Annotated in this window: 24 protein-coding genes and 1 tRNA gene; 8 read left to right on the top strand and 17 right to left on the bottom strand. The window is 40.2% G+C overall.

What is annotated here, in order from left to right:
- Positions 1-9: 9 nt before the first annotated feature.
- Positions 10-357 (bottom strand): YtxH domain-containing protein, encoded by a 348-nt coding sequence (locus VB691_RS18250; protein WP_323292945.1) that lies wholly within the window; start codon positions 355-357, stop codon positions 10-12.
- A 167-nt stretch (positions 358-524) separates the two neighbouring features.
- Between VB691_RS18250 and purH the strand changes: the two genes are divergently transcribed.
- Positions 525-2,075, top strand: a complete 1,551-nt coding sequence (gene purH / locus VB691_RS18245; RefSeq protein WP_323292944.1) for a bifunctional phosphoribosylaminoimidazolecarboxamide formyltransferase/IMP cyclohydrolase — start codon at positions 525-527, stop codon at positions 2,073-2,075.
- Between the two features lie 52 nt (positions 2,076-2,127).
- Here purH and VB691_RS18240 read toward each other — a convergent pair whose 3' ends face one another.
- Positions 2,128-2,847, bottom strand: coding sequence for a GDSL-type esterase/lipase family protein (locus tag VB691_RS18240; protein WP_323292943.1), 720 nt, complete (start codon positions 2,845-2,847; stop codon positions 2,128-2,130).
- A gap of 157 nt (positions 2,848-3,004) precedes the next feature.
- On the opposite strand from VB691_RS18240, the gene VB691_RS18235 reads away from it, so the two are divergent.
- From VB691_RS18235 to VB691_RS18205, 7 genes are all read left to right on the top strand, one after another.
- On the top strand, positions 3,005-3,232 hold the full coding sequence (locus tag VB691_RS18235; protein WP_323292942.1) for a DNA-directed RNA polymerase subunit omega: 228 nt from the start codon (positions 3,005-3,007) through the stop codon (positions 3,230-3,232).
- Positions 3,233-3,243: 11 nt separating this feature from the next.
- A complete protein-coding gene (locus tag VB691_RS18230; protein WP_416245273.1) occupies positions 3,244-3,861 on the top strand; it encodes a hypothetical protein in 618 nt (205 codons plus the stop codon).
- Between the two features lie 6 nt (positions 3,862-3,867).
- On the top strand, positions 3,868-4,236 hold the full coding sequence (locus VB691_RS18225; RefSeq protein WP_323292940.1) for a DUF1818 family protein: 369 nt from the start codon (positions 3,868-3,870) through the stop codon (positions 4,234-4,236).
- 48 nt (positions 4,237-4,284) lie between these two features.
- Positions 4,285-4,358 (top strand) — tRNA-Pro (locus tag VB691_RS18220).
- Between the two features lie 264 nt (positions 4,359-4,622).
- Positions 4,623-4,985 carry a photosynthetic/respiratory NAD(P)H-quinone oxidoreductase subunit C gene (ndhC, locus tag VB691_RS18215; protein ID WP_323292939.1) on the top strand — a complete coding sequence of 121 codons (363 nt, stop codon included), beginning with the start codon at positions 4,623-4,625 and terminating at the stop codon, positions 4,983-4,985.
- Between the two features lie 54 nt (positions 4,986-5,039).
- Entirely contained in the window at positions 5,040-5,792 is a 753-nt protein-coding gene (ndhK, locus tag VB691_RS18210; protein WP_323292938.1) for a photosynthetic/respiratory NAD(P)H-quinone oxidoreductase subunit K, read from the top strand.
- A complete protein-coding gene (locus VB691_RS18205) occupies positions 5,785-6,318 on the top strand; it encodes an NAD(P)H-quinone oxidoreductase subunit J (RefSeq protein ID WP_323292937.1) in 534 nt (177 codons plus the stop codon). Before ndhK ends, VB691_RS18205 begins: the two co-directional genes overlap by 8 nt.
- Before the next feature lie 83 nt (positions 6,319-6,401).
- Here VB691_RS18205 and VB691_RS18200 read toward each other — a convergent pair whose 3' ends face one another.
- From VB691_RS18200 to VB691_RS18130, 15 genes are all read right to left on the bottom strand, one after another.
- Entirely contained in the window at positions 6,402-7,289 is an 888-nt protein-coding gene (locus VB691_RS18200) for an ABC transporter permease (RefSeq protein ID WP_323292936.1), read from the bottom strand.
- A gap of 42 nt (positions 7,290-7,331) precedes the next feature.
- Complete coding sequence (gene proX, locus VB691_RS18195) at positions 7,332-8,363, bottom strand: glycine betaine/L-proline ABC transporter substrate-binding protein ProX (protein WP_323292935.1); 1,032 nt, start codon at positions 8,361-8,363, stop codon at positions 7,332-7,334.
- 15 nt (positions 8,364-8,378) lie between these two features.
- Entirely contained in the window at positions 8,379-9,218 is an 840-nt protein-coding gene (locus VB691_RS18190) for a glycine betaine/L-proline ABC transporter ATP-binding protein (RefSeq protein ID WP_323292934.1), read from the bottom strand.
- Positions 9,215-10,276 (bottom strand): glycerate kinase, encoded by a 1,062-nt coding sequence (locus VB691_RS18185; RefSeq protein WP_323292933.1) that lies wholly within the window; start codon positions 10,274-10,276, stop codon positions 9,215-9,217. Before VB691_RS18185 ends, VB691_RS18190 begins: the two co-directional genes overlap by 4 nt.
- A gap of 17 nt (positions 10,277-10,293) precedes the next feature.
- Positions 10,294-10,626 (bottom strand): DUF565 domain-containing protein, encoded by a 333-nt coding sequence (locus VB691_RS18180; protein ID WP_323292932.1) that lies wholly within the window; start codon positions 10,624-10,626, stop codon positions 10,294-10,296.
- Positions 10,627-10,652: 26 nt separating this feature from the next.
- Positions 10,653-11,222 carry a DUF3611 family protein gene (locus VB691_RS18175; protein WP_323292931.1) on the bottom strand — a complete coding sequence of 190 codons (570 nt, stop codon included), beginning with the start codon at positions 11,220-11,222 and terminating at the stop codon, positions 10,653-10,655.
- Between the two features lie 53 nt (positions 11,223-11,275).
- Complete coding sequence (locus VB691_RS18170; RefSeq protein ID WP_323292930.1) at positions 11,276-11,407, bottom strand: hypothetical protein; 132 nt, start codon at positions 11,405-11,407, stop codon at positions 11,276-11,278.
- 92 nt (positions 11,408-11,499) lie between these two features.
- Complete coding sequence (locus tag VB691_RS18165; RefSeq protein WP_323292929.1) at positions 11,500-12,945, bottom strand: protein kinase domain-containing protein; 1,446 nt, start codon at positions 12,943-12,945, stop codon at positions 11,500-11,502.
- A 131-nt stretch (positions 12,946-13,076) separates the two neighbouring features.
- On the bottom strand, positions 13,077-15,083 hold the full coding sequence (locus VB691_RS18160; protein WP_323292928.1) for a lipoxygenase family protein: 2,007 nt from the start codon (positions 15,081-15,083) through the stop codon (positions 13,077-13,079).
- Positions 15,084-15,164: 81 nt separating this feature from the next.
- The gene (locus VB691_RS18155) at positions 15,165-16,898 is read right to left on the bottom strand and encodes a cytochrome P450 (RefSeq protein WP_323292927.1); all 1,734 of its coding nucleotides are present in this window, start codon (positions 16,896-16,898) and stop codon (positions 15,165-15,167) included.
- A 78-nt stretch (positions 16,899-16,976) separates the two neighbouring features.
- Positions 16,977-17,993, bottom strand: a complete 1,017-nt coding sequence (locus VB691_RS18150; RefSeq protein WP_323292926.1) for a DUF2235 domain-containing protein — start codon at positions 17,991-17,993, stop codon at positions 16,977-16,979.
- A 128-nt stretch (positions 17,994-18,121) separates the two neighbouring features.
- Positions 18,122-19,477 carry a 1-acyl-sn-glycerol-3-phosphate acyltransferase gene (locus tag VB691_RS18145; RefSeq protein WP_323292925.1) on the bottom strand — a complete coding sequence of 452 codons (1,356 nt, stop codon included), beginning with the start codon at positions 19,475-19,477 and terminating at the stop codon, positions 18,122-18,124.
- Positions 19,478-19,572: 95 nt separating this feature from the next.
- Complete coding sequence (locus VB691_RS18140; RefSeq protein WP_323292924.1) at positions 19,573-20,277, bottom strand: PspA/IM30 family protein; 705 nt, start codon at positions 20,275-20,277, stop codon at positions 19,573-19,575.
- Between the two features lie 35 nt (positions 20,278-20,312).
- Entirely contained in the window at positions 20,313-21,362 is a 1,050-nt protein-coding gene (locus VB691_RS18135; protein WP_323292923.1) for a hypothetical protein, read from the bottom strand.
- A gap of 66 nt (positions 21,363-21,428) precedes the next feature.
- Positions 21,429-22,597: transposase (locus VB691_RS18130; RefSeq protein ID WP_323292922.1), on the bottom strand; the 1,169-nt coding region annotated here is incomplete at its 5' end.

Genomic DNA, 22,597 nt, shown 5'->3' with positions numbered 1-22,597 from the left:
TGTTTTGCTCTAAGGATTATGATCTGAGGGGCTAACATCTGCCGTAATGTCACGGGGTAAAGGGGTTTCGGAGATCTCGGTTTCAGTGGCTTCAATACCAGCAGCGATCGCCTCTTTCAGTCTCGTTAAGGTTTCACCCCAGTTTTTTTGGGCCGACTCTGACAGGCGATCGGCCTGTAGTTGTACAGTGGTTGATAGATCCTCAGCCATTTCGGGTAAAGCATCAGCGGATTTTTTAATAATACGTCTGGTTTCTCTTCCTGAACGGGGGGCCATTAACATTCCGGTAACGGTGCCAAGCAAACCGCCGATCACCATTCCCGCTACAAATAAACCGCCATTGTTATTCTTTGACATGGTTTCGCCTCTTGTTCTAACATCCATTTTAGGCAGAATTGGATCATCGCTAACGGATCATTGATTTTTTTGCGATCTGTAATTTAATCCTAAAATTAGACCATGATCCTAACTGAGTCGTAGGATAATAACAAGCAGTAATAGTTGATTAGAGAGATTATTGATTAATGACACGGTTAGCCCTACTGAGTGTATCAGACAAAACAGGAATTATCGATTTAGCGCGTCAATTAGTATCAGAATTTGGCTTTCAATTAATCAGTAGTGGTGGAACAGCAAAAGCACTACAGGAAGCTGGATTAACTGTGACTAAAGTTAGTGACTATACAGGATCACCAGAAATTTTAGGAGGGCGAGTCAAAACCCTCCATCCTCACATTCATGGGGGAATTTTAGCAAGACGAGATATTGCCCAAGATCAAAAAGATTTGACAGCGAATAATATTCGTCCTATTGATTTAGTAGTTGTTAATCTTTATCCCTTTGAGCAAACTATCGCTAAGCCTGATGTAACGGTAGCAGAAGCCATTGAAAATATTGATATTGGTGGCCCTACTTTACTTCGTGCCTCAGCGAAAAATTTTGCTCATGTGACTGTTTTATCTAATCCTAAATATTATGAAGATTACTTACAAGAATTACGCCAAAATAATGGTGAATGTTCTTTGATTTTTCGGCAAAAAATGGCAGGGGAAACCTTCGCTTTAACTAATGCTTATGATGGAGCAATTACTAATTATTTTGCCAGTCTTTCAACAAAGACAGAGACTACTTTACCTACTCGTTTTACGGTTTCAGGAAAAGCCTTTCAAACCCTGCGTTATGGGGAAAACCCTCATCAAAATGCCACTTGGTATCAAACAGGTACAATAGCGTCAGGTTGGACAGCAGCGACTCAATTACAGGGAAAAGAACTTAGTTACAATAATTTAGTTGATTTAGAAGCAGCAAGACGTATTATTGCCGAATTTGACCCCAAAGAACCCGCAGCAGCCGTTCTTAAACATACTAACCCCTGTGGTGTTGCTGTAGGAAATAGTTTAGCAGAAGCTTATGAAAAAGCGTTTAATGCCGACTCTACCTCAGCATTTGGGGGAATTGTTGCGTTAAATCAACCTTTAGATGGGGAAACTGCCGAAAAATTAACGAAAACTTTCTTAGAATGTGTGGTAGCCCCAGAATGCACCGAAGAAGCAAAGGAAATTATCAGCAAAAAATCTAAAGTCAGAGTCTTATTATTACCTGATCTCAAAAATGGCCCTTCTCAAACTGTAAAAGCGATCGCGGGAGGGTTATTAGTGCAAGACTCTGATGATGCAGTAGATGTCCCTGATAACTGGCAAATTGTTACAGAAAAAAAACCCACCTCTGAACAATTAGCAGAATTATTGTTTGCCTGGAAAGTAGCAAAGCACGTTAAATCAAACGCTATTGTTATCACTAAAAATCGTACCACATTGGGTATTGGTGCGGGGCAAATGAATCGTGTGGGTTCGGTTAAAATTGCCTTAGAGCAAGCAGGAGAAGCCGTTAAAGGGGGATATTTATCTAGTGATGGGTTTTTCCCCTTTGATGATTCTGTACGTACCGCAGCAGCCGCAGGTATCGAAGCCATTGTACAACCTGGAGGCTCATTAAAAGATAAGGATTCAATTGCTGCCGCCAATGAGTTAGGATTAGTGATGGTATTAACAGGAATACGTCATTTTCTCCATTAATTATCGTTAGTAGGGGTAATTCATGAATTACCTCTACAGAAAAGGGTGGGAATTAAGCTTTCCTTAATGCAAGATCTAACTGTTCAACCTTTAACTGATGAATGGGTTGCCAAGCTAAAACATCATTAAATAAAGCCTCATAACCAGCGACATTGGGGTGAAGTCCATCATCCATTAAACGCGATCGCAGATAATTTTCTCCCCTTCCTAACCATAGATCAAAAATATCTAAATAGGGAATGTGACGAGACTGACAAGCTTTTTTTGTCGCTTCCTTAAACCGATATTGATCAAAATGATTAAAATAAAAACAATCAATAAAGGGCATTTTTGCTTCATTTACCGGAAGCATTCCCACAAATAAAACCGGACACAATTGTTGTGCCTTGTCCAATAAATCTGCTATTTGTTGTTGAAATGTCTCAAAATCTGTAAATAAACGACCATCTGACCTTCTTAACCTAGCTGAGTCATTCACCCCAACAGACAGGATAATCACATCAGGGACTCGGTTTCGTAATTCTCCCCGATAGCGAAATTCACCTTCTAGCCGTTCTGATACTTGGGCCGTGCGATCGCCGCGAACTCCTAAATTATATAAGACATGACCATTATCGTCCCCCATCCATTGACGACGCAACCGTTCAACCCAACCCCCTCCTGCTGTGTCACCATAGCCATAGACTAAACTATCCCCTAAGGCCACCACTCTCAATGACTGAGCTTGAAAGGATGAATTGCTGATCTGATGGGGTGTTGCAACCGTTGACATGAAAACGACTCCTCAAATAAACTTTTAATAACTTTATATTTCTATACAAAACTTGATTTTAGCTCAAATAAGCAATTATTCTCAGTTTCCTTGGATACGATCGAGATAAATTGTCATTATGATAGAATAGGGGATTAAATTTATTTCACTTCAACTTATGCAAAAAAGACACGGCTTTGATTCATCACAGATTATTTATCGCGCCCAAGAGTTATTAGATGCAGCTTCTAACCGTTATCGCATCACCGTTCAAGTTGCTAACCGCGCCAAGCGTCGTCGTTATGAAGAGTTTGATAGTATTGATGATCCAAGCATGAAACCTGCTATCCGTGCCATCATTGAAATGTCAGATGAATTAACTCAACCAGAAATTATTAGCGACTAAGAAAATAAAACATGATTAGGAAAAACCCTTCACGACCGATAAACCTGCCAAAATTGTTCGTGATCTTCCTTCTCAGTGTTAGCTTAACCTGGGGAATCGGACAAATTTTAGGACGAGGTTTTGCTCATTGGGGGTTACAACCCGTTAACGCTCAAGACTTACGCCCTGAACAAGCAGCAGCAATTATCTACCAAAAACAACCCGATCTTCCCAAAGAAAATCAATATAAGAGTGTTGAAACTGGGGAAATTGACCCTAATCATACCTTAATCAGTCGCTTTATCCGTTACCATCGGGATTTTAAACGACGCTCATCACTATTGGGTTTAGATTGGAAAATCACCTTAGCGGATTATTTGGGCATTAATCAGAGTATTCGAGAAAATAATTATCCAGGGGTTTCTACCCTCACCACCAGTCCTTTAGAAGCCGATATTGAAGCCATACGTCAACTAAACCGCCGTCAACGACAAGCCTTAGTTGATGAGTTGGTGAAACTTTACACCCCTGAAACTCCAAAAACGACGACGGAAACCGAAGGAAAACCAGCATTAGAAAACCCTGCAACCCCAACCCCTTCAACCCCTGGACTCTCTAAACCTGGGGATGCTCAATTATTGATACCTTGAACAAAAATGGGCGATCGCGTACTGAAACAGGGACAAGGATGGCGTGTTGGCTGGAACCCCCAAGCTTCGAGCTATCCGGCTTTAGTTGGGGGGGAAGATTGGGCTATAGAATTAACTGAGACAGAATTTAATGATTTTTGTCGTCTTTTTGCACAATTAGCAGAGACAATGACGATGATGGCTCAAGGGTTAATGGAGGAGGAGAGAATCGCTTGTGAGGCGGAAAGTGACTTATTATGGTTAGAAGTCGAAGGATATCCGACAAACTATTCATTGCGTCTGATTTTAAATCAAGGTCGCCGTTGTGAGGGAAATTGGCCCGCAACAGTGGTTAGTCAGCTAGGCCAAGGAATTCAACAGTTGGAAATATTTTAACTTGCTTTTTTTAAGAGAATGTGTGTATAATAAAAATCTGTGAATAATCGGGGCGTAGCGCAGCTTGGTAGCGCACTACTTTGGGGTAGTAGGGGTCGTGGGTTCAAATCCCGCCGCTCCGATTTAATTAAATATGGTGAGAGTATTTTAGTGCTACTAAAATACGACGTAACTTGATTTTGAGGTGTCAATAATTGTACCTTAATTTTGAGGCAACTAATTTCAGGAAAATTCTTGATTATTGGTTGTTTAAGCCACCATTCAGTTAAACCATTAGCTCTTAAAATACGAGAAATATAAAGTCCCCTTAAAAGAAGGAGGCTTTAAACCCAAATTTTCGGTAAGATTACGATCATCGATGTCTTTAGAGGAGTTAGTAAAAAACAGTGTTTGTCCTAAACGGTTACGAATATTTACTCGGCTTCTTACTCGCTTGTAGTTTAGTTCCCATTCTGGCCCTAACCGCATCTAAACTCTTGCGCCCCAGTGGAGGCGGCCCCGAAAGACTCACCACCTATGAATGTGGAATGGAACCCATTGGGGGTGCTTGGATTCAATTCAACATCCGTTATTATATGTTTGCCCTGGTATTTGTGGTCTTCGATGTGGAAACCGTCTTTTTATACCCTTGGGCCGTTGCATTCAGTCGTTTAGGGTTGTTAGCCTTTGTCGAGGCCCTAATTTTTATCGCCATTCTCGTTGTCGCCTTGGTTTATGCCTGGCGAAAAGGCGCGTTAGAATGGTCATGAAACCTAGCAATTATCCCTTGAGAATTGTTGTACATTGATTATCATTAATCTCTCATGAGTCCGAACCCAACCTCCGATTTATCAGCATTAGAGCAGCTACAAACAGAAAAAATCCTCAACCCGGCTGCTCGTAGCCAAGTGACCCAAGATTTGTCAGAAAATATTATCTTAACCACCGTTGACGATCTCCACAACTGGGCCCGCTTATCCAGTTTATGGCCTTTGTTGTACGGAACGGCTTGCTGTTTCATCGAATTTGCAGCCCTCATCGGTTCTCGCTTCGATTTTGATCGTTTTGGTCTAGTACCTCGTTCTAGCCCCCGACAAGCGGATTTAATCATCACTGCGGGGACGATTACTATGAAGATGGCTCCTGCTTTGGTGCGTCTTTATGAAGAAATGCCTGAACCCAAATATGTGATCGCCATGGGTGCTTGTACCATCACTGGGGGAATGTTTAGCAGCGACTCCACTACCGCAGTGCGTGGGGTAGATAAATTAATTCCGGTGGATGTGTATATTCCTGGTTGTCCTCCCCGTCCCGAAGCAATTTTTGATGCGATTATCAAACTTCGGAAAAAAGTCTCTAATGAGACGATTCAAGAACGGGCAACGGTGATGGAACAAACTCACCGTTACTATAGCACTCCCCATAACATGAAGGCAGTTTCGCCGATTTTGACAGGGAAATATTTAGCCACAGCAACCCGTCAAGCTCCTCCCAAGGAATTGACTGAGGCGATCGGCATGGAAGTTCCCCCCGCTTTAGCATCCCAGAAACAGAAGGAGGAAGTATCAGGTGGTTGAGGAAAATACTCCAGAAAATACCCCAGAAACTGAAGAAGCAGCCATTATTCAAGCTGGCCCTGTTTCTAGTTGGTTAACGGAAAATGGCTTTGATCACGATCTTTTGGAACCGGATCATTTAGGGGTAGAGTTAATTAAGGTTGCACCAGAATTTCTGATCCCTTTATCTACGGCCTTGTTTGCTTATGGGTTTAACTATCTGCAATGTCAGGGGGCTTATGATTTAGGGCCAGGGAAAGAACTGATTAGCTTCTATCATTTGATTAAGGTAGGGGATAATAGCGATCGCCCTGAAGAAGTGCGTCTTAAGGTGTTTTTACCCAGAGATAACCCCCATGTTCCCTCAGTTTACTGGATTTGGAAAGCAGCAGATTGGCAGGAACGGGAAAGCTATGATATGTATGGCATCATTTATGATGGACATCCTGATCTGAAACGTATTTTAATGCCGGAAGATTGGATTGGTTGGCCCATGCGGAAAGATTATGTTTCCCCCGATTTTTACGAGTTACAAGACGCTTATTAATGTCGGTGTCTAGTAATAATTTTTCCCCTCAAATGTTGTTAGTTTGAGGGGAACTTTTTTATACCCAGAAAATATTAAAATGTTTACCCCTTGCCTGATCTCGACCCCAAGACGGTATTAGGATTGGCGATCGCTTGGGTAAGGCGATCAAGCATCACGGCTAACAAAACAATGCCTAATCCCCCGACAGCAGCTAATCCTACATCTAAACGACCAACTCCTTGTAAAACCATCTGTCCGAGTCCTGGTACAGCAATCATAGAGGTAATGACGGACATAGATAAAGCCATCAGAATCGCTTGATTGACCCCAGTTAAAATAGTAGGCATTGCTAGGGGAATTTGTGCTTCCCATAAAACTTGTAAAGGTGTTGAACCAAAAGCGATCGCTGCTTCAATTACTTCTGGGGAAACCTGTCTAATTCCTAAATTGGTGAGACGAATTAGAGGAGGGACGGCAAAAATGATAGTGGCAATTACTCCAGGGACTTCCCCAATACCAAAAAGCATAACTACAGGGACAAGATAGACAAAGGATGGTAGGGTTTGCATCACATCTAAGAGAGGACGAATTAAGCCTTCAACCCGATCATTTTTCGCACTAAGAATACCGATGGGAATACCAACAACTAGGCAAAATACTACCGCAGTGATTACTAAAGCTAAAGATACCATTGCTTGTTCCCAAATATCAACAAAACCAATTAAGGTTAAGGATATGATGCTATAAATTGTGATTTTTTTTCCTGCTAATTTCCATGATATAAAACCAATAATTATTATAAAAATTAAAGGAGGAATGGAAGTAAAAATCCATTGTATACTTTTTAATGCCCAACTAATCGGAAGGCCAATGGCTTGAAAAAAGGGGCGAAAATTATCAACAATAAAGTTGATAATTTGGGTAATCCAATCATCAAGCGGAATTGTATAAAGTTGAAATGGGTTTAAAATATTATCTATAACAGTCATGAGTCATTGATTTTTTACTTTTGATTTGTCGTTTTTCTCGGATTAATTCTTAGCTTTTTCTATCCAACTATTAAATAAATCTTGATTATTGGCAACCCATTCTTCAGCATGACGACGAATATCTTCTGGTTTTTTTTCGCCCTCTTGAATCCGTAAGCTTTCTTTATTAATATCATCAATAGGAATTTTTACTAATTCAAACCAACGTTTGGCTAAGGGATTATCTGCCAAGAATTTCTTATTAGCGACGATGCTTTGTTCTGTTTTCGGAAAACCAATATTTTTACCATTAACAGAGGTATCTTTTGCGGTGAGATTACCCATTTCTTTAGGTAAAGATGTGAAAGGAACTTCTAACCATACTACATCTTGATCTGGTTTTAAGACTGCACCAATCCAATGGGGATTATAGGCATAGAATAATATAGATTCTCCTTGTTTGTAGCGAGTAATGCTATCAGCTAGTAAAGCAGTATATTGTCCTCGATCATGTTCCACTGTATCCCTTAGTTTATAAGCATCAAGGTGGTGTTCTATAATTAATTCACAACCCCAACCTGCATTACAACCGACTAAATTGGCTTTGCCATCACCATCAGAATCAAACAGTTTAGCAATTTTTGGATCTTTCAATTGTTCAAGGTTAGTAATATTATATTTATCGGCTGTTTTTTTATCTATTTGATATCCTTGTATACCATCGGGTGTCAGAACGCTAACTCCCTCTAATTTTGCTGCACCACCCGCATTTTCAAAGAATTTTTCGTGTCCAGGATTATAATAAACTGTGCTATAGTCTAAATCTCCATTAGCTAGAGAAATATAAATTGCTGGATACTCAATTTCTTTGGGAGTTTCTACTTTATAACCAAGTTTTTCTAAGCCAATGTTGACAATTTCTGTTTGAAAATGTTCTTCTATCCAGGTACTATAAGCAGTACGCAGAGTCATTTGAGATGTTGAGCCATTGGTACTTTTAGAAGGTTCAGGTGCTGGTTTGCAAGCCATTAAACCTGTTAACAAAATCATTGAGACTATTTTTAAGCTAAATCTTAACACTTGTTTGACGATCATTGTTTAATAATTAACCTATTCTATCATAGCTCTAACATCGTAGATATCTTGGAGAAAAGCGCGAATATAATCATTAGCAGGTTGAGTCATAATCATTTTTGGAGTGTCAACCTGAACTATCTTTCCGTCTTTCATTACGGCAATGCGATCGCCCAGTTTAAAAGCTTCATAAATATCATGACTAATAAAAATAATCGTTTTGTGGAGTTCTTTTTGGAGGCGCAATAATTCTTCTTGCATTTCTCGTCGAATGAGAGGATCTAATGCGCTAAAAGGTTCATCCATCAGTAAAATTTCTGCATCGGTAGCTAATGCTCTAGCTAAACCAACTCTTTGTTTCATTCCACCACTTAAAGAAGAAGGTAAATAATTTGCCCATTGTTCTAAACCTACTATTGCTAAGGTTTTTAATCCTTTTTGACGACGTTTAACTTGATCAATGCCCCGTATTTTTAGCCCATATTCTACATTTTCTAGGACAGTTTTATGAGGAAATAGCCCAAATTGTTGAAACACCATTGATATTTTCTCTAAACGGATCTCTCGCATTCTTTTCTCATTTACATGGGCAATATCTTCACCATCAATGTAAATATGTCCACTGGTAGGCTTAATTAAACGGTTAATACAGCGAACTAGAGTTGATTTTCCTGAACCAGATAATCCCATAATTACAAACAATTCTCCTTGATTAATATTTAGAGAGATATCTGCAATACTGACAACCTGATTTGTTAATTCTAAAATATTATCTTTAGTTTTACCTTCTCTAAATAACTTGAGGGCAATATGAGGTTTATCTCCATAAATTTTAATTAGATTTTCCAAGGAAATTTTGGGTTGTAAATTGTTCATTTTTTATAGTAAGTATTATAAATATTTCCGAGACTATGGTCAGGATTAATTTCAATTACTAAATCTACTAATGTAGAGTTTTGGAGTAAAGGAGTAATAAATAATTCTGGGTGAAGTGATTTCCAAAAATAATCGACAAAATCATCAATTTCTTGTTCACTCATGCCAGTCTTTCCTAAAGCAATCATTTTTTGTTCAGCTTCTTTGCGCCATTGTTTACTAAGATGATAGTCAATAGGATAAAGAATCATCAGGCGATCTAAGCGTTCCCACAGAGGTAAATAGTCCTTTAATTTCTGATTAATATACTTAGCAAATTGTTGATCTTTTTCTGTTTTAATGGGATCTGGTGATTGATCAAATTTCGTTTCTTCTATGGGACGAACACCAACAAACCAGCCTTCAAATAATACAATATCAGCTTGATCAATAATTTCAGATTCAATTCTATCACCTTCTCCAAGCCATAAAGATTTATCAAAACGAGGAATAGAAATAGGTTGAGAATTATTAGGATCACGCAATTTATCTAGGATATTAATTCCTAATTCTACGTCATGGGTTCCTGGAGGGCCACGCCAAATGAAACGGGGGTCAATTTCTTTTAATTTCTGGCGTTCAGCATAAGTTTTATATAAGTCATCAATAGAAATATCAATTGTTGTGTAACCGAGATGTTTTAAAATTAAGTGAGTGATTTTTGATAAGGTTGTTTTTCCTGTACCTTGTCCTCCTAAAATTCCTTGAATTAAAGGTCTTTCAAGTTTATTTTTTTTCTCAGCTAATTGGATTGATAAAGGTAGCCAAAATTTCCATAATATTGAAAGGATATCCTTTTTTTTTAGTCCTAATTCTTGAGATTTTTTCTCTACTTCTTTGTGGGTTTTTTTAAAGAGTTTAGCCCGATATTTAATCTTTTCTAATCCATTAGATTCTGTAATTTCAAATGCTTGACATTGATTAATATTGGCGAGTTCTTCTTGCAGTAAAACCTCTAATTCTAGGGAGGATAAATGGTTTTGTTGAGTCCAATTTTGAAGTATTTGTTTAGAATTCATAAATAATTAATCCTAAATTATGAACCGAGTTTCAGTGCCTCTAAATACAGACTATAGGTGAAACCAACTTTAAAAAGGTTTAAAATATCAAGCCAAAGTGATCGATCTTCTCGCTTACGACGACGATAAGCTATATTACTAATTGTTTCTGTAAAGATGAGAAGAATTGCTCCCACAGTAACATCCCAATAGGCTTCTTGTCCAGCAGTAAGTGAAACAGCTTGTCCCACAAAAAAGCCTAATAATACACTTATGAGACTTAAAGAAATCCGTCGCCAAGGATTACTAAAAGTTTGATTTAATCGACTTTGTGTAAATTCAACTAAGGTATTGAGTCTAGTTCGCTGCATTGCTTAAATTTCCCTATTTTTTGATTTTATCTATCAAGACGATCTAATAAATATAAACCAACAACAAGGCCAACAAAGTGACATAAAACCGTATGGGTATTGGCAAGAAGTAGTAAAATTTCGCTAGGTGTTGGTAGCTTGCTGGTATCATAAACAGCCGCGCCTTGAGGAATATTAGATAATTTCTGCCAGAGAATTCCAACAAACCCTTCTGCCCCAATAATTGAAAAGAAAATCCCAACTAAATTAGATAATAGCCCTGCTCTAATTAGTTGTAAAGTTGATGCTTTTTTCGGGCGTTGTGTGGCTTCAGGATTTCTCATCAACCGAGCAATTTTTTTATAGCGGAAACAAATAATAATACTGATAATTAGGGCTAAAACGCCAGCAATGGAGCAGAAAATACTAAAGCTAGTGCCTTCCGCCGATTTTTGTTGAACTACTAAACCCGCTAAAGAGAGGGATAAAAGAGCAACGGCCAACACGCCTAAAATTAACTGTCCCCAGAAACCAATATTTCCTGCCCATGAGAGAATGGTTGCAGCGCGTTTGACATTAGGGGGAAGAGGGCGAGCAATTTCGTAGTTTTGACTCATAAGGCTTAAAATTAATATTGATCAAATCATAGCAAAAAAAATTATATTTTAGATTAAAAATTATCTTCCCGTTTCATAAATTCTAAATTATCAACATGAATAGGATTTTCTAATAAGTATTCAATCAGATCAATCTCCGGTTCATTTTTATTAGTTTTGTTTTTGGCTTTCAATACTTCTACCATAGCTTGTATCTCTTTATTCTTGGCATATTCCTCAAAAATAACCCTTAGAAAACTATCAATTTCCTCGTGATTACTTATTCAACGACTGAGCGTTACTCATTTTTTTTTGGTGCAATAGGGGCAGGGGGAGCTTGGGGCAATAAATCCAGATCAGGAGAGGGGACTGGTACAGGTTGGGGTTTGGGAATTCTGCCTTCTGGTTGCGTATTGCTGGGCGGTTGTACAGGAATCGGCACAACGGTAGTCGGTTCTGGAGTAGGAGAAACTTTCGGTTCTGGAGTAGGAGAAACTTTCGGTTCTGGAGTAGGGGAAACTTCCGGTTCTGGAGTAGGGGAAACTTCCGGTTCTGGAGTAGGAGAAACTTCCGGTTCTGGAGTAGGAGAGGGTAGGGGTTGAGGATAACGATTATTACGCTGACGAGGGACAGGACTTGGTTCAGGTTTAGGGGTAGAAAAGACTTCAGGTTCAGGAGATTCGATCACCGTTGATGGGGTGGGTTTAGGCTGCGATCGCTCTTTCGTCGCCAAGATGAAACCTAGGGTTAATCCCCCAATAATGGCACTAACAGCTAAAAAAGAGCCTAAAACTAATAAAGTCCAAGGGGTTTCTATTTCGATTGTTTCTGGGGTATGGGTGATGGGTTGAGGAGTTGGCGTGACTGGGGGAGATAAATCTTTTGGACTAACCACCATTGTTGCTGCGGTGACGGTTGAATTCTGGACTTGCAAAGCCGCTAACATTTTTTTCGCGGTGGTAAAGCGATCGCGGGGATGAAACCGCAAGGCGTTATCAATTACCGTAGCGAGGTTGGCATGGAGTTCGGGGACATCTTTGCGCCACAAAATTTCCCCTGTGTGGGGGTCAGTATCTAAATATTGAGGGGTTTTGCCTGTGAGTAAAAAAACTGCGGTTAGGGCTAAACTATATAAATCGCTGGAATAGACCGGACGGCCTGCGGCTTGTTCTGAGGCCATATAACCAGGGGTTCCCAAGGCGACGGAATAGGCGGTTTGTCCGTTAGGGTTGACGACAGTGGCCACGGCTTCTTTGACAATGCCAAAATCAATGAGGACGGGTTTACCATCGCTGGCCCGCATAATGATGTTATCTGGCTTGATATCTCGGTGAATGATGCGGCGACTATGAATGTAATCCAAGACAGGTAAAATACCCATCAGAATCTCTCTAATTTGGGTTTCTGAGAGGTTGCCTTGTCGTTGGTGAATTTGGGTGAGGGTTTCGCCTTCAATCCATTCTTGAACCAGATAAAAATCCCCATCTTCGGAAAAATAGGCATAAAGGGCGGGAATTTGAGGGTGATTTTCCCCTAGTTCTTCTAAGATAGCGGCTTCTCGTCCAAATCGCTCCTTTAGCCAATCAGGAATTTCAGCCGATCGGACAGCTGGTTTGAGTTGTTTAATTACACATTTTTTGCCGGAGGGCATATGGGTATCAACGGCGAGAAAAGTTTCTCCAAAACCGCCTTTACCCAAGGTTCCCAGAATTTGATAACGATTGCTTAGTACAGAAATAGCCATGAAAGACAAGGCAAACCTACTATTGCCCAAAGGAGACAAGTTAGATTCATTGTAGCTAAACCTTGTCACTAGACGATTTAGACGGTAGGAATATTATTTTTTAGGTGGGCATTGCCCACCCGAATAAGGCACTAAATGTTAATTAAAGTGCGAATATTGCCAATATCGATGCCTAAATCAGCAAATTGAGCCTTGTGATTAATCAAAGCTGTTCTCAACTCTTCAGGAACATCATCATCTTCATTTTTGACAATTAAGCCGTACTTAATGCCATTTAAGACAAGGACAGAATAAAGTTGATTGCTGCATTCTATCGGATCAGGTGCGATCGCCGGATCATTTTCAGCACCAAAGCTACCATTGCGTAATGCCATTGAACTATAGGCAATTTCTCCTCCCTCATCCGATTGAGAATCATTAACCCAGGTGTGCCACAAAGTCAGATGGAAGATGACATAACGGCAACACTGTTTTAAATTGTCGATATCGGCTGGATTAGGAGTATCGGAGACAGTAATCGGTCGGATAACCTTCACCGCACCATCAATTGTCGTTCTGGGGATATCTGGTTTATCCAATTCGCTAATATCGTACCATTCGTAATCACTATCCGTATTCGCCATGACTCCTTGCACAGGTTGATAAGTCAGGCTATGCTCCACTAAATCGTCAGAAAAACGGCGAATTTCTACCCATTCTTGGGCGATAGCTTCCTTATGCTTCTCAAAAAATCCGTCAACGTATTCGGTTAAAATCTGCCAGTATAGATTAGCTGCTTTGGCATAGGTATGACCTTCAAAGATGGGTTGACGAGGTTTCCAGTCTTTCCAATCGTAGTTTGCCACCACTTCCTTGCAGATTTGCAAAAATCCTGGATAAGTTAGGGGTCCATTGGTAACAAATAATCCACTAGTCGGATGTGCGAGTAAAACATCCCCACGCCGATTGATGTTAATAATACTCTTTAAGTGGGGAGTTAACATCAGACGGATCGGATTTTTTCGCAAGTTACGGAAACAAGCTACCGCATACTGTTCCATCTGCACATGAGCTTTAGAATAATGCTCAACCGTTTCTCCCATAAAGAAAGAACAGCTACGGAAAATGCGTTTTGCTTGCAGCCACTTTTCCGGGTCATTGGGGGTATAAGTCTCCGGATCTTTGAGGGGAGAATGGGGAGCAAACGAATCAGGATAGCGGTTTTGAATCGTGATGGCTGTAGGAATAATTTGACCATCTTTCAATTCAAAAAAGGCTTCTACATTAGTGAGATCGTGTTCATTATCTTTTTCGTAGGTATCCCAATTGAATGTCACTTTAAACTGATTGGGATTGTTCTTATTGCGTTTAAGCAAGCAAGGATTCATCCCATTAAGAATCCGCAAGACAAAATATTCATCACTTCTGGTGTAATGGGGATTTTCCCGATCTAAATTGATAGTTAGATTCGGGGGATAATCCGCTTGAATTTGGCTGAGGCTAGGTTCTTTGGGATTAAGGGTGTTAGCGATGACGTGCTTAGCTTTAATGGGGGTGAGAGTATTAGCTGCCTCATAGGCTTGAAATATGCGCCCAATCGCATAATTATCGGGGGTTTCTTCTGGATTAGGCATTAATATCCGCGCAAAGGGACTTTCTGGGTCATAAGTCCAGTAAGGAACTTTTAATGTCCCGAAGTCATAGGATTTTTGCGTTACATTGTCTCCACCTTTAATGATGTAAGCAAGGCGATTGGTATAAACGGGCTGATTGTTGGCATCAAACTTAACCCGATTGTCTATGACTCTTAATTCTAAATCTGGCAAATCTTTGAACCCTGCTTTGTCGGGATCGTAGTAGATTTCAAAGCGACCATTATGATCCGTTACACCTTTGCCTAAATAATCACTCGGTGTCCCGATGTCTCGGTCCCATAGTTCCAATCCTATGTTGTGTAATGGCTTGTTAGTATCAATAAAAACCAACTGACCGGTCGCTTTATGCAACTGTTCTATGGGTTTTGTTGGTTTATCCTCTTGGGATTTATAGATTTTTTTTTCGGATTTTTCTGCGATTAATTTCTGTGCAAAGGGGGTATTAATTACTTTCAATACCAATGCAGCTTTTAATTCATCGAAAATGGTTTTTGTTTTGGACATAATTAATCGATGCTCCTGAATTGAGATGACTATTTTTATTATTCCTGATTGCTGTTCATCACAGACTTTATGTAGCCCAATTTACTTGTCATAGGCGATGACAAAACGCTTGAGGATGGCATTCGGTTGAGATTCGAGTTTTCCTTCATCCCCCGGAATCACTCTGACTCCTGGACGTAGCAGGACTTGTTTAATCACTTCAGGAACCACAACTCCGGCAATATGTTCACCTAGACAGGTATGATCCCCATAGCCAAAGTGCATATAGTTATGTTTTGGCCGTTCAATGGAAAAGTCATCAGGATTTTTAATGATTGCCCCATCAAACATGGCTGAACCGAGACTGACTAAGACTAAACTTTTGGCAGGGATGCGAGTAGCTCTTGGTGTTCCGGCGGCTACAGTGTAATCTGACTCACAAAAGCGAGGCAGGGAGGGACTCACAGGGTTAAAACGGAGTGCTTCCCAAACATACTTAGCTAATGTCTGGTCGTCATTGGCCTGAGCCGCTTGTACCGCTTTGGGCAGGATATCGGGACGACGTAAAATTTGTTCTAGGGACTGGACGATGGCCTGAGCCGTTGTTTCTAGGGTAGAAACGAGCAAAAGAGCCATATTGGTGAGAATTCTGCTGTCGTCAAAGGGAATGTTGTTGTCAGTAAAGTTAATTTTAACTAACCGAGTGAAGATGTCCTTTGGTGCGGAAGATTGACTGTTATCCGCTTTTTTCTGCTGTAGAAGTTGGGTGAGATAGTCCCGCATTTCTTTGCCAGCTTGGACACAAGCTGCATCGATTTGGGGATCGTTGGCTAGGTTCCTTAACATACCACTTTGGGTCGCTATTGACCAGCGATACATCGTTTCTAAGTTAGGACCAGGGAAGCCATAATAATCACCGCACATTCTTACCAAGACTAATTTTGCCAAGTCATTGACGGTTTCTATTTTTCCGGTGGCTGCTGACTTATCTAAGGCAGCTTTGGCAACTTCTCCGGCCGCTTTTGTGATTTTGGGAAAATCCTCCCATTCCAACATGGTTTTCATGATGGACTTTTCTCGCCAGTTAAATTCCGTGTTATCCCTCGATAGCATAACAGGCCCGTGATTAGGGTCCATTTTAGGAGCGTTCAATCTCACGGAAAAAACTTCTGGACGAGAGAAAACTTCTTGTACGTCAGGAAATAAAGTCACCAGGACGAATTTGGGCGTGATAAAGATGGGGCGATTAGCTCTTACTTCTTTGAAGAAGTTACGGGTATCTGTTGCCATCCCTTGTCCAACCAGTTTCACTCTTTCTGCCACATTATCAGCCGCAATACTGTCATACCTTTCTAAATAAGAAAAGGGAATATAACTAACTGTCCACTGCGCCCAGGGTGCGTTATTGGGGTCGTCAACATGAATAGTTACAGTATCAGGATGAGCAGAGGTGGGGGAGCAACCGTTACAACGCGATACATATTTGCCTGTATCTGCTTTTAACGCATACTTTCCATTCCCTAAGAGTTCGGGCATAAATTGCGCGTGGGGTAAGGAAGGATCATCTACATGAACGGTAACGAAGTCTGGACAAGTCCCATTAACGATGCAACCGTTACACCTCGCGACATATTTACCCGTGTCTGCCTTAAGCGCGATTTTCCCCCCTCCCACGTCCACAACCTCAAAATGTGCGTAGGGATGATCGGAGACAGGACTATCAATATGTACAGTGATTGTGTCAGAAATATTATTCACCGTTTGCTGACAGTTATTGCAGCGAGAAAACCATTTTCCCGTGTCTGCTTGTAACGCTATTTTTAGACCTTTAAGCATTTTGGATTTAACTCCTAATTTTGGCTAAAACGTTGCTTTACTAATTGACAATTGATTAATTTAGGGTTGAAAAATAGCCTATTTCTCAATCTTAGGAAGGATTTTTTCTAAATTTTTGGGCCGATAGTCGGGACGATTTTTCAGGCGCTCAAGGGTACTGTCATGCAGTTCTTCAAGAGCATCTCCTACTTCACGGAATTTGATTCCTGCTAATTTAAAGAATCCCGGATTGTTGGTGAATTCGCATTCATAATTAGGCTGAATCCCCGTAGGAATAGCACTAACATCTAATTCCAATCCTAATCCTAATCCAAGCTCTCCAATCGAATCAATCATCCATTTTAAAGCCGCATCTGATAGCCCTCTATTTTCTTCTGTGCCACCACCAACGCAACCATGATGGCCCGGGAACCACTTTTGAATGACCCGTTGATTCTCCGCTTTGGGATTTTTGGTCATAGGAGTCACATCAAAAACTTCCCTGATTTCATCGATCGCCATAGCGTGCAGTGCATTCTGCACACAGTGATTCAAGGTCGTATCATAGAATTGATAACGGCGATGAAGCATCGGCTGAAACGCTCTAAATATGGGAGGAACAGGAATTCCAAGCGCGCCTACCGTATCAAAACAACCGATTAAGGTGATAGGAACGCGATCGCCGTAAGCTTGACGGTATTGAACCGCTTCGTTATCGGTGGGTTTAACATCTCGTTTACGATAAAGTTCATAAGCTTGACCCGCTTTAGTAACGTTAGCCCGATCTAGAAGTCCCGAACAATACATCATTCCGACTAGACTTCTGACGGTATAAGCCCCCCGACTGAAACCAAACAGATAGATTTCATCTCCAGGTACATAGTTGAGAGACAGAAATCGATAGCCATCTTGTATGTTTCTATCAATGCCTACTCCGGCCGTACCTCCTGAAAGCTTTTGGCTTTCGGTACCAATACCCGCATCATAAAATACAATCTGTGGTGTGCCGTCAGTAGCAACTGGTTTCACTGCTTGACTCAGTTTAACCACATTACTTGGATAAGGACTTTCCAAATCTTGCCAAGTCCCATCACAGCAAACAATAAGGCGTTTCATGGGTAACTTTGTTCCTGTTTTTAGGATGCTATTGCCCTGATAATACTGTATAAAGTTACACTGAATCTTACTTAATTTACATAACTTCATAATAACTGGAGTTTAGAGTAAGTTGTTATGCAATAAAACTAATCAATCAAACTTTCTAATGCTTCTTGTAAATCTTGGGTTAAGCTTTCTACTGCTTGACGACGGGATTTTTTATAATCATCAGAACGCGCAGAAACTGAAATCGGTTCACCAATAGTTATTTTAGTTTTTTGTTGCCCTAATTGGGGACGAAAAAACGCATTTTCTCCCTTAATTCTAGCGACTAAATCCCACAATAATAAAATCGTCTCAGCAAATCTTTCTGCTGTTGGTTTCTCTTTTACATAATAGCCTGTTACTGCCACAAAAGACTCCACTAAACGCATATGCCACATTTTAAAACTTGCTTCTTCTGCAATGCGATCGCCTAACCCTTTTTCTACCATTGATAATTGCTCAATTTCCTTAAAGTCTTCTCGATAAATATAATCCCATCCCGCTTGTTCTAAACGACGACAACGCTCAATAATACTGCCTTTTGGTTGAAGCTTAAAATAGGTTTCTGCTACTTGTAAAGCCGTATTCATTAAATTATTAAGTCTTTCTGCTAAACTTTGCTCAGATGTATTCGGTAAATCTTGATGATAAAACTTATGATAAAAATCCTCCATCACGGTTAACATCCGTTCCCCTAATTGGTATAATCTTTTATAAATATCTGCCTCATTTATTCCATTTTTATGATTACTATTAGTAGAAATTCCGCTATCTTTTTCTAATTGAGTTAATAAGGCTTCTATTTCATCCCAAGGAGGTGTAAGATAATAATATTGAATGCCAATAGGAACGATAAAAACCTCCTCTGTGCGGTTAGCTTTTCGTAAATCTTCCGTACACCAAAACCCTAATTGAGCAATACCTGGTTCTAGGGGACTAATAATTTCATTATGACCATTTGTTGCTCCTTCTGGTGCTGCTGAAATTGGAAACTTACTATTAGCAAATAAATCTCTTGCTGAGCGTAAACCAGGGAGATCTAATTTCCCTCGTTGTATAGAAGTTCCCCCTAATTGTGAGTATAACCAACCCACGGCTGAACCGGCCCAAAGCGGAATTCCTCGATCATACATAAAATGAGCATGAATGGGAGAATTAAGGGCAATTTTATTTTGTTTAGCGACTTGTGGTAGCAGTTTCCAGAGCAGATATCCCATGCAGTAAGGATCATTAATATTGGGATGACGAAAAGCCATGAGAAAGCGTATTTTTCCGGCTTGAAATTCTTGATAAAGATGAGCTAATTTTTCGATATTTGCCCCATCAATTTGTTTAATATTTGTTTGCCATTGTAACCACAATGGCAAAATAGTTTGACATCCTCGCAAAACCAAAGGATTGAAAGTAGGAGGAATAAATTCTAAAGGAGGTTGAGCTTGTTGTGATAATTGACTCATGATGACAGGTTTATTTTGATAAGGAATAATAATTATTCGCTAAGTTAACAAATTATTGTTGATAGCAAACTTGATTTTTCTGGTACTTCACCGATTTATAATTTATCAATTTTAGCCCGTAGTTCTTCAATATCTGAAGGAGAAGACTTAAGTTTCTTGGCTTTAAGATTAGCTAATTCAGACTCAACATTTTTGTTTACTTCTAGCTCAATAAACTGTTTTTCTAGAGGATCACCCAGATGTCCCATTAATTCTGATTGGGCTTCGAGTTCTAAAATTCTAGCATCAATTTTCTCAAAAAGATTATCGGAACTACCAGGGGTAAAATTGCCCATAACTTCATTGAGTTTTTGGGAAGCCATAGCAGAACGAAGTCGGGCCAAATAAAGACTTTTTTTGGCTTTTGCTTCACTATATTTTTGTTCTAATTGCCGTAAATCATGCTTAACTTTCTGAATAATTTGCGTTTGTTGACCCAGTTGATTTTGAATGGTTTGGGCTTGTTGTTGATAAGATTGACGATTAAGTAACGCCTCTCTAGCTAAGACTTCATTGCCCTTTTCTAAGGCTAATTCTGCCCTTTCATACCATTTATTGGCCGCAGCCTCATAACGGGCCAATTGACGTTCTGCACTCTTATGGGTGGCGATCGCCTCAGCTAAAGCACGACGCATGGCAATTAATTCCTGTTCCATTTGGGCGATCGCATCTTCTAATAGCTTTTCGGGATCTTCTGCCTCATGGACAAAGCTATTTATTTGCGCCCGTACCGCCCGACTAACCCTTTCCAACCATTCCATTATGATTCTCCTAACTTGTCATCACCCGCCTGACTCTACTTTACCGAATCTAAGGCCTGTCGTTGCTGAAGTTGTTCAAGTTGGTTAACTTGTCGAGGCAGTAACTCAGATGGTACTTGGTTCAGTCCATTTTGCAGTTCTAAACGAGTCTTATGATTAAAACCAAGGGGTGTCTCTATATTGTTGCTTTCTTCCCTGTGAAGTTGTTGTTTAATTTGTTGACGGATTTGTTCATCCTTAGATACTTCTATTGTACTTGAGGGGGGTGGTGGGGGTTGAATGGCGACGGGTTGAACCGCCGGAGGTTGAAAGGTGTTAAGGGGTGGTGGTGGGGGTAAGAGGATGGTTGTTGGACGGGGAGGGACAGGAATGGTGGTGGAAGACGTACCATAATTGGCAGGAACTTGGGGTTGCAAGGAAGGGGGTAAAATGGCGTTGGTTAGGCTTAAGGGTTGATTGACATTCACCACATTCGCCGCTACAGGTTGGGGTTTTGACCCAGAATCTAGATTTTTGGGACTGGGTGACTTAGGAACAGCTTTAGTCGAGACGATACTCAAAGCATCTAACTTAATTGAGTCTGAAGACGCTTTTTCTGGGTTTGGGGTTGGCAACTTAGATAATGTTTCGGTGGGGTTTTCGGTGGCTTTTGTCTCTGCTGTTTTGATCGTTTGAGCCTTCCATAACTGTACCCCACAAATGCCCAAATTAGAGGCTAAGATTAATGATAAGGAAGCCAGTCCCCAAGGGCTTGTAAAGGGCATTAATGCTTGCTTTAACCATAGGGGAAGGGAATGATCGGGGTCTTCCTCAAAGCTAAATTGATCGGCCTCAAAGCTTGAGGGTTGATAGACAAGATTGATGGTAGTTTCGTCTACTGCTTCTGTCTGATTCTGGTTAATCCGGCTTTCTGCAATGATTTCAGCCTCAATGGGTGCTTCAGAATGGTTGATTGAACTGGGGTGAGACTGATGGGTGATTTTTGCCGATGAATTGGGGTTATCAGAGAGATTCATGGTGGTTAGGGCGTTTCTAAAGATATTTTTAAAGCGATCGGGTGATGACTTACTGTTAATGTTTAGCACAATTAGGCAAAATTAGCCTAGGGTTGCTTTGCAGAAGTTAAACCCCACATTCCGCACTTTATTTTGTCATACTGTCGTGACGACTCCCGACATCGACCCTAAGAGGGTACGATGCGGGCAACTCCTGCGTCTATGAAAGACAGAGAGAACTTCCTTAGAGGTAAGATCAGTATTGGAATTAACTACTACTGGCTTACCTTTACGGCGTTTTATGGTGGGGAACTCGTCCAGCCCCACTCGTTTTATATTGATAGATGCCGAGATATCTCTATCAACCAAAACTTGTTCAATTTCATCCCAATATTCTCTGATACTGCAATCAGTGAAAACAAATTCATCACGATAACACAGCAATTGAGAGGTATACATTGGATTCACTTCAATTACAGCAACTCCAGCTTTCTCAGCTATGTAGTTAAAAATTGAAAAGAACTGTCCAAAAGCAGCGTCAGCCCAGGACTTATTTAGCCCTCTCCGCGCACTTTGCCCGTTTGGAAGATAATGGAAATTATCATCTTGAACGGGTTTATTTTTTCGACTTAGACCTTGAAGGTTCAGCTTTTCATGAAAGAAAACCTCTTTTTCTGTTATTAATAGTTTATGGGCTGTTTTGAAGGCATGATCTTTTCTGGCTCTAGCAATTCTTTGATGTTCTTTACTTTCTCTTTTGGCTAGTTTTCTTCTGGCTCTACTTCCCTTTTTCTTGTTAGCTTTTCGCTTTGAAACTTTGGCTAATCTAGCCTCAGATTTACGAAAAGATTTAAAAGATGGGAGTTTTTCTCCGTCAGAAGTAGCCAGATAATCATTCTCATAAAGAACAGCGTCTAGCCCTAGAGAGTTATCCCATGTGGGAATAATTTTATTAGGATTAAATTCAGGAATAGTTGGATCATCAAGTCTTAAATTGATATACCATCCATCTGCTTTTTTAATAATTTGAACTTGTTTAAGAATCACGCCATCAGGCAAATATCGGTGCATTCTTACTTTAATCAATCCCATCTTAGGAATTTGAAGGTAAAGATATTTCCCACCGATAGAGCAAGAATGAATGCTTAATCCCCCTCCCTCAAATACCATTGAGCGAAATCGATTGGTTGATTTAAAGCGAGGTTTACCCGATCTTTTGCCATTACTATCTCCTGAAATGTATCGAGAAAAAGTCTTTTCTACTCGTTTACAGACTTCCTGCAAAGTTAAAGATGGAACTTCTGATAAATCTAATTCTTCTCCTG

This window comes from Crocosphaera sp. XPORK-15E, assembly GCF_034931425.1.
Lineage (GTDB): Bacteria > Cyanobacteriota > Cyanobacteriia > Cyanobacteriales > Microcystaceae > UHCC-0190.
The sequence above is the reverse complement of the archived record's forward strand: the minus strand, read 5'-3'. Positions and strand labels throughout refer to the sequence as shown.